The organism is Collinsella aerofaciens ATCC 25986 (assembly GCF_010509075.1).
GTDB lineage: Bacteria > Actinomycetota > Coriobacteriia > Coriobacteriales > Coriobacteriaceae > Collinsella > Collinsella aerofaciens.
In genome coordinates this window covers 568,908-581,938 of the sequence record NZ_CP048433.1, presented here as the reverse complement: position 1 = coordinate 581,938, position 13,031 = coordinate 568,908, and the positions used below count along the sequence as shown (strand labels likewise).

Sequence of the window (13,031 nt, the reverse complement as noted above, 5' to 3'; positions counted from 1 at the left end):
CACTGAGGTATTGCACTGGCGGCTGTCCCCAAAGGGGACACAGGTGAAGTAAGTTCAACTTCTCTACTCGGCACGCACCCTTAAATAAACTCTCCCGTCTCCAGGTCAACGAAGTCCGCGAGCTGTATCTTTCCGGAGAAGCCGCTCCCCTTGTACTTTCCTGCGTAGGTCTCAGTGTCGAACTTGAACGAAATGTTATACAGCTTTCCAGTCTTTGTCTTCCTGATTAGCCCGTTTTCCAGCATGTAGCTCAGTACCCTCTTATGGCTTTCTCTATCGTTTCCGTTTAGGTAAAAGCAGCAGACACCTTGTTTCGAGCCCGCCGCGATGAGCGTTTCGGGATTCGAGTATTTGGCCTCTACGACGACGCCATCAAGAACTGCGGTTCCGACAATGTCGTCCATGAGGGCGGTTTTGAATGGAGAGAAGAAGAACATCCATTTGCCGCATTGGACAGGATTTATGTCGTGGATTCGCTCCTTATTGATAAACCAAATCCATGAGAACGATTTGACCCTGGCAATCGAGCCGGATTCGTTAAGAAGCGTTTCTTCGACGGACGGCGTTAATTCCTCGTTGTTGCCTGTGTTATTTGAGCTTGCCATTGCATTAATCCTAACAGTCGCCCTTAATAAAGCTCCTCGCCAGCAGCCTCGAGCGCTTGTATCGCTGCGCGTTTTAGCTCATTGAGACTTTCGTAGCCGCTTTCCGACAGCTGGATTATTCGCACGTTGAATGAGTCACCGTACTTGTAATCGGCATACACATCGCAATTGCCCCTACCGAGAAACTGTATGGCCGCTCGATCAATTGCCTTTGCGCTTTGGCCTACGTAGTACAGATCTTTGGTTGCATTATGGACAATGAAGATGCCAGTAATTTCGCCTTGCTGTGTCAGGGCCTTTCGCTGAGACATAAACTCTTCGGCGCTCGCGGCGATTTGAGGATCATCTTCTAGGAGCGATTGGCGTAGCCCTAGTAGTTTCTCTTGTTGCCTTGATGCAGTAATAACAAGAAAGAGCCCGTCCACAAAAAAGAATAAGCCAAGGAGTAAGAAAGTAAAAGAAAGCGAGCCATATATGTTGGCACTCGATGGCAGAGCGGAAAAGAAACTGACAATTGCCAATACAAGCCCAGTAACGCTGATGACTTTTCCGATCGGGATGAGCCTCCTTGGAGGGGCCGATGCGACGGTTTTGATTTGATAGTAGTTCCTCATGTTATGACTCCAGTGATATAGGCAATTGGGTCCAAATGAAGCTTTATAAACGGTAGCATTTGGATTGCAATTATCTTATCGCTCTGGCAGATGGGGTGTAAGGCTCAACATCGGTAATGGATCGAGAGGCAGTCGAGCTGAACAAAATAGTGCCGTCGCAGCGATGGCTGATACGGCACCAATCTCTAAGAAATTGATTTAGTAGTAGGCTAAAGACTTCTGCAATAGCTGCATTCATCCCTCTCTGGTCTCACTTAAACGGGGCCTTAGCAGCGAAATGCGGCAGCCAGGAGCGTTGTTCCCAGAAGGAAAAGCGTTACGGAAGCGGCAATCCAGTCGCTGTCGGCGGTCTTGGGGAGTGTCGTTGCGGTCGTGCTGGTGGCTTTAGGCTTAGAGGACGCAGGCACTGTGATCTTGGTCACCGTCGTCTTGATCGTTATGTTTGTTTTGGGCGACGTGGCCGCAGGTTTCACCGTTGGATCCGTCGTCGGCCCCGCACCGGGCTGCCCTGCAGCAGGGCCGGCACTACCATCTGGTTTACCCTCCCCGCATCCAGGCACGTCGTCTCCATCGGTCTCCCCCGCCGGAGGCGTGGCGACATCGGGCTCAACCACCACATGCGGTACCACCGCACCGGAGGCATCCACCACGCCACTAGCACCAAAGGTCCCGCCAGCAGGCGCCACAAAGCGCGCAGACACAAGCGACCCGCCCAAGCACGCAACGCCGCCATCGGCGCCGGTCGCATTAAGCCACGAGGCATCGACAGAAAGCTGGCATCCAGCCGCGCCAGCACCAAGGCCCGCATCCTGCAGATACACACCGTAGGCGCGCACGCCCGCTCCGGACCCGGCGCCAGCGGCAACGACGTGTCCGCCGCCGCGCACGGCCATGTCGCCTGTGATCACGCCGGCAACCGCCTCGTTCGTAATATCGGCCCCGTTCGCCCGTGCATCGACGGTGCAGCCGTCCACCACGAGCGCCTGCGAGACGTGGATCCCGCACTGCGAGCCCGTCGCCGTCAGGGTCCCGGAACCGCGAAGCGTCAGGTTGCCCCACACCTCCATGCCGCACAGCGTGATGTCCGCATCGGGCGCATGTGACTCCGTCACGGAATTTTGCCCGGCAAGCGTCAGCACCAGGTCGCCGTCGGGATCGCGTCGAAAATGTTGGTGTAAGGGTGACGCCCCAGCGGCCGCTTAACGAAGAGCGGCCCTCGTCCTAGAATCTGAAATCACCACAACAACAGGTTCTAGGAAAGGACGAAGACCGCTATGGAAATCTTATCAGACCCGACGCCGGACATGCTCGCCATGCCCCGTTTCGACGACGGCGCCATCGACATGCAGGAGCTGCTCAGGCGTCTCGCCGAGCAGGTCGTGAACGCCGTGATGGACGCCGAGGCCGACCAGCTCTGCGGTGGCGGGGGGAACAGCCGAAACGGCTACCGCGAGAGGTCGCTCGCCACCTGCGTCGGCACGCTGACGCTGCGCATCCCCAAGCTGCGCTCCGGCAGCTTCTTCCCCGAGGACGTGCTCGAGCGCTACCAGCGCGTCGACCGCGCCCTCGTGGCCGCCGTGGCCGAGATGTACGCCACGGGCACCAGCACCCGCAAGGTGCAGAGGGTGGCCGAGAAGATGGGCGTCTCCAGACTCTCGAAGGACCAGGTGAGCGCCATCGCCTCGAGCCTGGACGCAGACATCGAGGACCTGTGCGCAAGGCCGCTCGGCGGCTCGCCGGTGCCCTACGTCTGGCTCGACGCGACCTACGTCAAGTGCCGCCGCGAGGGGCGCGTCGCCTCCACCGCCGTGGTCACCGCCATCGGCTGCGATGCGGGCGGCTGGAGGCGCGTCCTGGGCGTCGACGTGGTCGACACCGAGTCCTACGACTCGTGGCTCGCCTTCCTGCGGGCTATCCGCTCGCGCGGGGCGGCGGGCGTGCGGCTCGTCGTCTCGGACGCCCACCCGGGGCTCGTCCGGGCGCTCGGCGAGGTCTTCCAGGGCGCCGCGTGGCAGCGCTGCGCGGTCCACCTCATGCGCGACTGCATGCGCGAGGCCGGCTCCTGGCAGCTCAGGCGCCGCGTGGGCAGGATCGTGTCGCAGGTGTTCCGCGGGCGCGACGCCGCCACCGTGACGGCCATGTACCACGCGGCGTGCGACATGCTGGAGGGGTGCTGCCCCAGGGCGGCGGCGGTGCTGGAGGAGGCCGAGCCTGACGCGCTGGCCTACCTCGACTTCCCGCCGACCCACTGGAAGCGCCTGCGCACCAACAACGTGCAGGAGAGGACCAACCGGGAGATAAAGCGCAGGTCGCGCGTCGTGCAGGTGTTCCCCTCCACGGGCTCGCTGGTGCGGCTCGCGGGCGCGGTCATGTGCGAGCAGGACGAGATATGGCAGGAGTCCAGGTACTTCTCGGAGGTGAGGATGAACGAGCTCTACGATGACGGTCGCACTCGGGGAATCGACGGTCCCGTCGATTGGGCGCGGCTTGAGGCGGAGGCCAGGAAGATGCTCGAGTCCGGCCTCGAGCTTGCGGACAGGGTCGAGGCGGCATAGGATATCAACCGTATTCCAGATTCCAGGACGCCGGGCCGACTCGCTTCGGATGGGGCTCTACACCAACTTTCTCGACACTACCCTATCCGCGGCCGCAGCCCTCCTGCTGGGAGGAGAGACGGTTAAAGAGGGATGGGAATACGATAACCTCGCCAAGGATGCCGAGACCCAGATCGCAGACGGAATCGACTGGGCTATGCTCCGCAGCCGTAATCAGGATATCGCGGCATGGCTCAGGGTCGAGGGAACAGCCATCGACCTTCCCGTCGTAAACACGCGCAAGGGAGACCCCGCGGACTTCTATCTGAGCCACGATTTCGACCGCAACCCGTCGTTCGCGGGTTGCCCATACCTGGATGCAAGAAGCACAGCAGAAGGTGCGCACGCACTCGTATACGGACACCACATGGGGTTTACCGGTCAGATCTTCTCCCCTATTTTCGCGACCTACAGGCAAGCGGAATTCGACAAGATCGGCGAGATGTATTGGTTCACCCCCGATAAAGGACGGCAGGTTCTCAAACCTGTCATGGCGATGTCAGTCGACAAGAAATACCAGCCAATCCAGACGTTCGATTTCTCTTCCGCAGAGGAAGTACGGTCGTGGCTTTCGGATATGAAAAAAGATGCGACCGCCGTCAGCGATGACTGCGACGCCACGATTGCAAACGCAACCCGCGCAATCACACTCGTCACCTGCTCTTCGATGAATACGGGCGGTCGAGCGAGAACGCTTCTTATTTTCGCCCAGTAAGGGCGTAGTACACTTGTACCATAATACAGATATGGTATAATGATATTATACTTTTAGAAAGGAGCAAAAGAATGATCAAAAAAAAACGATCGCCCAAAGTTTGTTGCAGAAGCTATATATACGAACACCTTGGAAGGTAAAAGAGTTTCTGATTTCTTTCTTGAAGAAGCAAGCAGGTATTGCAACGATGAAATCGACCTTGCTGAATTTGATCGCCGCCTTTGCAAGCACTACGGCATTTCACCGTCTCAGCTAGATTTGTCCATGCAAGCAGACAGAACATATGATTTAACTGAAAAGTATATTAGATAACTCCAAAAATAGCGTTAAAAACAGCGCTATTGTGGTATAAGAACTGTAGATATAGGTACAGGTTCAGTTTTAGAAGGCGATACAATGGACAGCGATATTCCACCGATGCTTGGAATCTCACAAGTCAAGCGGGATTTCTCCCGCATCGCAAAAGACGTGGCGACGACTGGAAAGCCGGTCGTCGTCCTGAAGGGAAGCAAGCCGATCGTCCAGATCGTACCGCTCCCGAATTCATCCATCCAGGATGAAGCACCAAAGACAGCATAAGGAGGAAATGCAAATGGATGATATGAACATGAACAACGAGCCGCCCGTTTACGACAGCGGCGATATGAAACCGACAAACCCCATCCCTACCGAGGGTGAGAACGATGCCGGCCTCACCGAGGAACTTCCGGTGTATGGAGATACACCGACCGATGACCGAGACAAGCACAAGAAGATCATCGCGATCGCCGCAGGCGTCGTGCTCATCGCCGGTCTCGGTATCGCCGCATTCGCGTTGAGTTCCCATAAGACAGCGAACACTCAGCCGGCCGAGCAGGAGCAAACCGTCACACCGGTCAAGGACAACTCTGAGGAAAAGACGGACAATCTGTCGACTTCCGATATCGCCAAGCTATGCTCGACGCTCAAGCTGGACGATGCCGATCTGTCGATCGCTTCTGACCAGGTACGGGTCGATGCCAAAAGCGGCCGCGTACTCGTGACCCAGGTTTCCGAGGACGATGCAGCCAAGATGGTCGATTCGACCGCACGCCGATCCGCCGCCCTCGCTGCCGTACTCAACGGAAAGAAAATCAAGGGCGTCAGTGCCGTCGATGTGACGTGGGTTGCCACTGACAAGGACGGCAACATCAAGGTCGCCGTCGCATACGATGTCACAAAGGCACCGACCGGAGGATCAACGGTCGACATCATCAACGGATCCGGCGGACATGTGATCGCCGATGACATCTGGTCCACCGATGGCGTGCATGACCAGGGCTATGACCAGAATGCCGGTACCGTGAAGAAACCGGATGGGACCTCTATCTCGACTGGAACCAAGACCGAGGAGAAGAAAGAATCCGACGACAAGGACCAGAAGTCCGATGACTCCAAGAAGGAGGATAACAAGTCTTCCGATTCCTCGAAGTCGGACAACAAGGGCGATTCCTCCCAGTCCAAGCAGAATTCCGGCAATTCGCAGAGTTCCGGCAGTAACAATTCCTCTTCCAACGGCGGTAGCCAGAAGAAGTGGGTTGCCGAGCAGGGCCACTGGGAGACAGATTACAGCCAGGTCTGGGTACCGAATGTAGTGTATACGCGCCATGAACGTTGGATGTGCTCTGTATGCCATGCAACGTTTAACTCAGCAGCCGAAATGGACAATCATGTTATCTCTACCTACGGTGATGCACAACACCCTAATGGAGCTTCTGCAATCAATGATTCGTATACCACCTCTGAGGACCAGGGACATTATGAACAGCAGGCTACGGGACAGCATTGGGTTGTCGACGTCGCCGGTCACTGGGAGTAATGTACATCGTTCCTCTCCTCTTACATTCGGTAAATATATTATACCATAGTACTATGGCATTAGCCGTGAGAATTTACCGGTAAAAAGAAGGCTCTGTTAGACCAAGATTGACATACATATGTCATCACGGCGCCATATCGTTAGCCTCGTAGACCGCGGGGCAGCATGAACGCCGAGGACCTGGTAATCACCTTCAAGAGGGACATCGCGAGCCTCAGCAGGACCGAACGCCGCCGGCTCCGCCTACGAGGCCGAGCGCTCCCCGCGCTGCGGGTCCGCCGCGGTCGTGAAGAAGGGCAAATCAAAGAACGGCGAGCAGCGTTACCTCTGCCAGGATTGCGGCAGGACCTTCGGCATGGGCAGCGGGCACATCCTGGGGACGAGCAGGCTCCCGAAGGAGACCTGGATGGCCAATGCCGAGTGCTTCGTTCTCATGCTGCCCCTGCGCGAATGCGCGGGGCGCTGCCATGTCTGCCTCAAGACCGCCTACACCATGCGCCACAGGCTCATCGAGTGTCTCTCGGCCTACTCGCCCTCGTTCAAGACCGGGCGGGGCTGCGGCTGCGAGCTCGACGAGACCTACTTCCCCGAGTCGTTCAAGGGCAACCACACGAAGGGGTCATTTACGATGCCACGTCACTCCCGACATCGTGGCAAGCAGGTGCACAGGCGCGGACTGTCGCGCGAGCAGATCTGCGTCATGACCGGCGTGAACGACTCGAACGAGACGTTTCTCCAGGTCTCGGGACGAGGCATCCTGTCGAGGAAACGCGCCATGGACGTGCTGAGGGACCGCATCGCGTCCGCTTCCGTCGTAGCGACGGACAAGGCGTCCGCCTATGTCGACGTCCTCGCGGAGCTCGAGGTCGACGCACACACGGCCTACGATTCCAAGGACCCTTCCGAGGGGACCATCAACCGGATCAACACCGTCCATTCGCTCCTCGATACCTTCATGAAGCCGTTTAAGGGCGTGTCGACGAAGCACCTCGGCACCTACCTCGCTTGGTTCAAGTGGTGCCGGACCTTCATGGCGACCGATTCCGGCACCGCCGAGCGCACGGTCGCGCGACAGCTCGCCAACGGCGTGTGCAGGAGCCGCATCCATGATATGTTCAACGTCCTGCCGCCCTAAATGGACTACTGGACCGAAGCCGCCGCATAGAGACAGTAGAATGGTCGCATCGCGATATACGAGGAAAGGTGCAGCCATGCCGTCGAATATACCGGCCACGACGATCCGGATCGACCCGGAGGCCAAAAAGGAGGCCACGGCCATCCTGGACGAGCTCGGCCTGTCCATGTCCACCGCCGTCAACGCGTTCCTCAGGGCGCCCGTCCGGAAGGGCGGGTTGCCGTTCGAGATGAGGGTCAAGGCGCCGGTGCCCGACGGGAAGACGGCAAGATAGTCGGCAAATCGACTTGGGCGATGGGACCCTCACGATTGACCCGACAGATCTTGAGCACATCGCCCCCTTGCCGGATTCAAACCCGGCAAGGGGGCGATTATCTTGCAATTTCAAAAAGATGATTGGGGCAGAATGTCAATCATGGTCTAACAGAGCCTTTCTATTTGCCATTCATACCACCTAGTCTCGTTTAAACAGGTCGCGTGTATAGACCTTGTCCGCCACGTCCGCGAGCTCGTCGCTCCAGCGGTTGGCGACGATCACGTCGCAGCCGGCCTTGAAGGCCTCCAGGTCGTGCGTGACCTCGGAGCCGAAAAACTCCGGCGCGTCCAGCGTGGGCTCGTAGACCACCACGGGCACGCCCTTGGCTTTCACGCGCTTCATGACGCCCTGGATGGAGCTCGCGCGGAAGTTGTCGGAGTTGGACTTCATCGTCAGGCGGTACACGCCCACGACCGGCTTCTCCTTGCCGGCGTACACGCGGTCCCACACCATCTGCAGCACCTCGTCGGCGACGAAGTCCTTGCGGGTGCGGTTGGCCTCCACGATGGCCTCGATCAGGTTCTGGGGCACGTCCTTGTAGTTGGCCAGCAGCTGCTTGGTGTCCTTGGGCAGGCAGTAGCCGCCGTAGCCGAAGCTGGGGTTGTTGTAGTGGCTGCCGATGCGCGGCTCCAGGCAGACGCCGTCGATGACGTCGCGGGTGTTGAGGCCGCGGACCTCGCAGTAGGTGTCGAGCTCGTTGAAGTAGGCCACGCGCAGCGCCAGGTAGGTGTTGGCGAAGAGCTTGACGGCCTCGGCCTCGGTGGTACCCAGCACGAGCTCCGGGATGCCGATGGTTCCGTCGGCGTTCACGCGCTCCAGCTCGGCGGGGTTCGCCCCTTGGGCAAGCAGGCGTGCGAAGCGCTCGGCAGCCGCGACGGCGTCGGCGTCCTCCTTGGGCGCGCCCACCACGATGCGGCTGGGGTGCAGGTTGTCGTAGAGAGCCTTGCTCTCGCGCAGGAACTCCGGGCTGAAGAAGATCTTGCCGTCGCCCAGCCTCTCGCGCAGGCCCGCGGTGTAGCCGACGGGGATGGTCGACTTGATGACGATCCAGGCATCCGGGTTCACCGAGCGCACGGCGGCGATGGCGGCCTCGACGGAGCTCGTGTCGAAGAAATTCTTATCAGAGTCGTAGTTCGTCGGCGTGGCGATGACGGCGTAGTCGGCGCCCGTGTATGCCTCCGCAGCGTCGACGGTGGCATGCAGGTCGAGCTCGCGCTCCCCCGCCTTGGCCTCCGCTAGGAAACGCTCGATCTCATTGTCCTGGATGGGTGACTCGTAGTTGTTGATCTTCTCGACCTTCTCGGCCACGATGTCCAGCGCGTGGACCTCATTGTGCTGTGAGAGAAGGACAGCGAGGGATAATCCTACATAGCCAGTACCGGCAATAGCGATCTTCATTTTATTCTCCGATCCAGATTGTTACGTGCGTTCACGATCAACAGGCGCCATTACCACTAATGACTTCAATTACTGTTAGAGCGATAATTTTCAAATCAGTGCCAACGCTTCGAGTGGAGATATATTCCAAATCTCTCCGCAACATGCCATCGAAATCCGTATCGCTTCGATCAGTCACCTGCCACCAACCTGTAATTCCGGGCTTTACTACTAGGCGCTGCAAGTCATTCTCCGTGTACTCCGCCACCTCATTGGGCAGCGGCGGCCTGGGGCCAACCACAGACATCTGGCCCAGGAACACGTTCAGGAACTGCGGGAACTCGTCGATTGAGTGCTTGCGGATGAACCTGCCGATCTTGGTGACGCGGGGGTCTTCCCTCATCTTGAACATGGCGCCGGCGATCTCGTTCTGCTCCCTGAGCTCGGCGAGGCGCTCGTCGGCGTCCTTGTACATGGATCGGAACTTCCACATGCGGAAGGTTGACAGGCTGCCGTCACGGTGGGTCTGGCCCACGCGGATCTGGCTGTAGAACGGGTTGCCCTCGCTCTCAAGGCGGATGGCCGCGGCGAGCACAAGGCTGGGTACGGCGATGACAGCCAGCACGCAGCCGCTGAACACGATGTCGAACGCGCGCTTGACGGTGCGGTAGGCAAGGCGCGAGCAATCCCAGTCCATAATGGATTGCATGGCCCTGTAGCGGCCGGCGCCCTCACGCCGGTCCATGGCCTGTGCAATCAGTGCCGCCCCCGCGGGCGCATCCGTTGTATATTGAGTTTTATCCGATACGTTCTCTTCCAACACTTCGTCCCCGGGTCGGGGATCCCCCCCCGTTCTGAGTAGCGACCGTCTGCAGCTAGGCGATCGCCTTTTTAAGGTTTCGCATGACGCGTTGCTCGTTGGAAAGCACTGCAAGGCCAACGCGCGTAGTTACGCGTCGGCCGCATAGGTCGAGCTCCAGATAAGCAGTGCTCTTGCGTCTGTTAATGGTTTTGATAAGGCCTTCGTGGCCCAACAGCGGACCAGCCGTAACTACGACCTGGTCGCCGTCTTTTAGGGCCTCGCTCATGGGCACCACGCGGTCTCCCCTATTGGTAAAACTGCCAATGAGCTGGGTCTCTTCTTTTGCCAACGGCACAAACTGACCGTCCTGGGAAAGCACCCGGGCAAAGTCATCCATGCGCAGCAGGTACTGTTGCACGGTCCGAGGATCTGCCGTATCGCAGATAAGATAACCGGGAAAAAGCGGCTTAGTCGTGCTGACCCATTCGCCGTGCACCTTGATCTCGGTTTGGTATTGGGGATAAAAGAGCTCTTGCATGGCGCTCGCCGGCACCATGCGCTCGATGCGCTCGCGCATTACATCTTCGCGACCGTTAATGACCTGAATCACATACCACACGAGCACCACCCCCTTGCTGTCTTACGTGTGGCTCACGGGGTTTTGGTATGGCTTCGCCAGTGCGCTTGTGCGCGAAGGCGCTCCATATTCAAACCCTGAGCCCAGTCAGACAAGCACGTGGCTCTGCCCCACCGTGAACGGTATATACAAAAGCAGCGCTGAGGTTGTTGGCATGTATCGCAAATACACCAACGACCTCAGCTGGCTGCGTGAGATCCAGTCAAGCGAATTCGAAACTGGACCGCACGCAAACAGCTGAAAGACTGCTTCACTTTGGCATACAAGCTATTAATGCATCTTAGAATTAAAGCAATGCAAATTAATAACGTCGCATGACTTCTTTATTGGAGCTCGTGGTGTTTCTGGCACCGCCGTTACGGCCGGATGCTGATCGACCCTGCGCTTTTTGGCTTGCTGGAGCCGCGAGCACAGTTGAACTCATGTAACGCTAAGTATCCTAGCACAAGCTGGTAACGAAACTGATTTGGCTTGTGGTGGACAACATATCGTTCATTTAACGTGTTCAAGGGTGTTGTTTTGGAATGTTGTTCACATTGATGCAGGTTATTGAGGTATTGGCGGTGATTAGGGGCGTTCCTGAAGCCCAAATGGAACGGCGATCTACACTGATAATCGCGTTTGTCTAACAAACTATGTACAGACATGGGAAATAAATTGTGCAACTTTTTGTTGGCATAGGTGGGGTTTGTGGCGCGTAGTGTTTTGGCATGAAAAAAGGCCTTCGGAATTCCGAAGGCCTTTACATTCACGATGGTGGAGACGAGGGGGATCGAACCCCTGACCTCTTGACTGCCAGTCAAGCGCTCTCCCAGCTGAGCTACGCCCCCGTGACGAGGAGATACTATAGGGGAAGATTCTTAGTTGTGCAAGAAGTTTTTTGCAATTGATCCTCGCACTTACGGGTTTTCCTGGGACGGGGCAAAAATAATCACTCTACGAGCGATTATTTATATCCGCCGTCCCGATAAAACCCTGATGCAGCAAATACGCTATTGCAGTACCGGTGTGGACTTCGATCTTTGCAGTAGATCTTACTATGTTGCTAATGCCTGTGTCGGCCAACAAACCCAGGGGGCTGTGATCTAGTTCCCACTCTAGGCCGTGCTCGCTAACCTCGGTATTGGGGGCTATGGCGATGATAGAAAACGTCTTGCCTTCGGCACCTTCGATGGCCCAGGATTCGCCTCCGTGCAGGATACGGGCCGTGATCTCGTCTTCGGCAATCCAGACTGGGGCGCCCTTGTAGCCCGCGAGCAGGCCCAGTACGGAAAGCGCCATGTCCGGACGGCCGCCCGTGACGCAGGTCGCAACCACTTCGGCACCCGGCCAGCGACGGCGGACGGAATCGAGTGCCAGCGCCAGATCCGTGTAGTCCTTGTACGGGTCGTGGCGCTCAACTTCAAAGTCGGTGGCGGCATCGACCAACGCACGACCCGCATCACTCACCGTGTCGGCATCCCCCACATACACGTCGCAGCCCAGGCCGGCACTCAGTAGCGCGTCGAGTCCACGGTCCACGGCGACAACGTAATCGCACTCCTTCGCTAGCCTACGCAACAGATCAGCGCTCGCCACCACGGGCGAGCCGCAGACTACAAGTACTTTGCAAGCCACAGCCCTCGCCTATCCCTCAAACGAAAGAACGCGGGCCAGATCCAGCTCCTCGTAGCTGTCGATAAAGATATCGCAGTTGGCGCGTACGTCGTCGCGCTTCATGCGGCCATGCGGGTCATAGATGCCCACACGCTTAAAGCCGGCGGTGCCAGAGCTCTTAAGGCCAAAGACGGCGTCCTCAAACACCCATGCGCACTCAAACTTGTGCCCATGACGCTCCTCCAGACGGCACAGCGCCAGCTCGTATACGTCGGGGAACTGCTTGGAACGACCTGCCTCGCCCGTGGTGGTCACAAACTCCATGTAGGCGTCGAGCCCGGCGCCAGCGAGCGCAGACTGCACCAGCTCGGCCGGCGTGGACGTAGCCACGCACATGGCAATGCCTGCCGCCTTCGCCTGCTCCAAAAACGCCAGGAGCCCCTCGCGCGGCGGCACCTTGGAGTAGCCATCGATCAGGATGTCGCTAAGCTCGCGATACAGCTCCTCGCCATTCGCGCCAATGCCCCACGTGTCGTGGTAGGCCTGGCACTCGTCCTCGAGCGACAAATGCTCAAACTGGGCAAAATCGTCGACCGTCACGTCGACACCGTGGCGGTGCAATAACTCGGGCTGGGCATAGGCCCAAACGGGCGTGCTATTTACCAGCGTGCCGTCGCAATCGAAAACAAAAGCAACCTTGGGAGCGGCGGTATGGGACATAAACGAACCTTTCGATATCAAATGGTAAACATCCTGCTAAAAACGTTTTACCAAACGTCAGCCAAACAATTTTGAAACCCAAA

14 protein-coding genes, 1 tRNA gene and 1 pseudogene are annotated in these 13,031 nt (G+C 57.9%); 7 read left to right on the top strand and 9 right to left on the bottom strand.

Annotated elements, in window-relative coordinates:
• Positions 1 to 80: 80 nt before the first annotated feature.
• The 3 genes from GXM19_RS02665 to GXM19_RS02655 form a co-directional block, all read right to left on the bottom strand.
• Complete coding sequence (locus GXM19_RS02665) at positions 81 to 605, bottom strand: hypothetical protein (protein ID WP_006236351.1); 525 nt, start codon at positions 603 to 605, stop codon at positions 81 to 83.
• A gap of 23 nt (positions 606 to 628) precedes the next feature.
• Entirely contained in the window at positions 629 to 1,219 is a 591-nt protein-coding gene (locus GXM19_RS02660; protein WP_006236352.1) for a hypothetical protein, read from the bottom strand.
• Positions 1,220 to 1,485: 266 nt separating this feature from the next.
• On the bottom strand, positions 1,486 to 2,331 hold the full coding sequence (locus tag GXM19_RS02655; protein WP_147293044.1) for a hypothetical protein: 846 nt from the start codon (positions 2,329 to 2,331) through the stop codon (positions 1,486 to 1,488).
• A 162-nt stretch (positions 2,332 to 2,493) separates the two neighbouring features.
• Between GXM19_RS02655 and GXM19_RS02650 the strand changes: the two genes are divergently transcribed.
• From GXM19_RS02650 to GXM19_RS02625, 7 genes and pseudogenes are all read left to right on the top strand, one after another.
• Positions 2,494 to 3,774, top strand: a complete 1,281-nt coding sequence (locus tag GXM19_RS02650; RefSeq protein WP_006234240.1) for an IS256 family transposase — start codon at positions 2,494 to 2,496, stop codon at positions 3,772 to 3,774.
• 49 nt (positions 3,775 to 3,823) lie between these two features.
• On the top strand, positions 3,824 to 4,528 hold the full coding sequence (locus GXM19_RS02645; protein ID WP_203572375.1) for a class B sortase: 705 nt from the start codon (positions 3,824 to 3,826) through the stop codon (positions 4,526 to 4,528).
• Positions 4,529 to 4,924: 396 nt separating this feature from the next.
• On the top strand, positions 4,925 to 5,107 hold the full coding sequence (locus GXM19_RS02640; protein WP_006236368.1) for a type II toxin-antitoxin system Phd/YefM family antitoxin: 183 nt from the start codon (positions 4,925 to 4,927) through the stop codon (positions 5,105 to 5,107).
• Positions 5,108 to 5,120: 13 nt separating this feature from the next.
• Positions 5,121 to 6,365, top strand: coding sequence for a flagellar basal body-associated FliL family protein (locus GXM19_RS02635; RefSeq protein WP_239057642.1), 1,245 nt, complete (start codon positions 5,121 to 5,123; stop codon positions 6,363 to 6,365).
• 274 nt (positions 6,366 to 6,639) lie between these two features.
• A pseudogene (locus GXM19_RS11205) lies at positions 6,640 to 6,705 on the top strand (IS1/IS1595 family N-terminal zinc-binding domain-containing protein); the annotation flags it as partial.
• Positions 6,706 to 6,720: 15 nt separating this feature from the next.
• The gene (locus tag GXM19_RS02630; RefSeq protein ID WP_006235590.1) at positions 6,721 to 7,500 is read left to right on the top strand and encodes an IS1595 family transposase; all 780 of its coding nucleotides are present in this window, start codon (positions 6,721 to 6,723) and stop codon (positions 7,498 to 7,500) included.
• A gap of 76 nt (positions 7,501 to 7,576) precedes the next feature.
• A complete protein-coding gene (locus GXM19_RS02625) occupies positions 7,577 to 7,774 on the top strand; it encodes a type II toxin-antitoxin system RelB/DinJ family antitoxin (protein ID WP_006235589.1) in 198 nt (65 codons plus the stop codon).
• Positions 7,775 to 7,954: 180 nt separating this feature from the next.
• Here GXM19_RS02625 and GXM19_RS02620 read toward each other — a convergent pair whose 3' ends face one another.
• The 6 genes from GXM19_RS02620 to GXM19_RS02595 form a co-directional block, all read right to left on the bottom strand.
• Complete coding sequence (locus tag GXM19_RS02620) at positions 7,955 to 9,214, bottom strand: nucleotide sugar dehydrogenase (RefSeq protein ID WP_006233909.1); 1,260 nt, start codon at positions 9,212 to 9,214, stop codon at positions 7,955 to 7,957.
• Positions 9,215 to 9,251: 37 nt separating this feature from the next.
• Entirely contained in the window at positions 9,252 to 10,013 is a 762-nt protein-coding gene (locus GXM19_RS02615) for a sugar transferase (protein ID WP_239057641.1), read from the bottom strand.
• Positions 10,014 to 10,068: 55 nt separating this feature from the next.
• Positions 10,069 to 10,620 carry an antiterminator LoaP gene (loaP, locus tag GXM19_RS02610; protein ID WP_239057640.1) on the bottom strand — a complete coding sequence of 184 codons (552 nt, stop codon included), beginning with the start codon at positions 10,618 to 10,620 and terminating at the stop codon, positions 10,069 to 10,071.
• 766 nt (positions 10,621 to 11,386) lie between these two features.
• A tRNA-Ala gene (locus GXM19_RS02605) sits at positions 11,387 to 11,462 on the bottom strand.
• 106 nt (positions 11,463 to 11,568) lie between these two features.
• Positions 11,569 to 12,249 (bottom strand): thiamine diphosphokinase, encoded by a 681-nt coding sequence (locus GXM19_RS02600; protein WP_050766069.1) that lies wholly within the window; start codon positions 12,247 to 12,249, stop codon positions 11,569 to 11,571.
• 9 nt (positions 12,250 to 12,258) lie between these two features.
• Positions 12,259 to 12,948, bottom strand: coding sequence for an HAD family hydrolase (locus GXM19_RS02595; protein WP_006233915.1), 690 nt, complete (start codon positions 12,946 to 12,948; stop codon positions 12,259 to 12,261).
• Between the last annotated feature and the right edge of the window lie 83 nt (positions 12,949 to 13,031).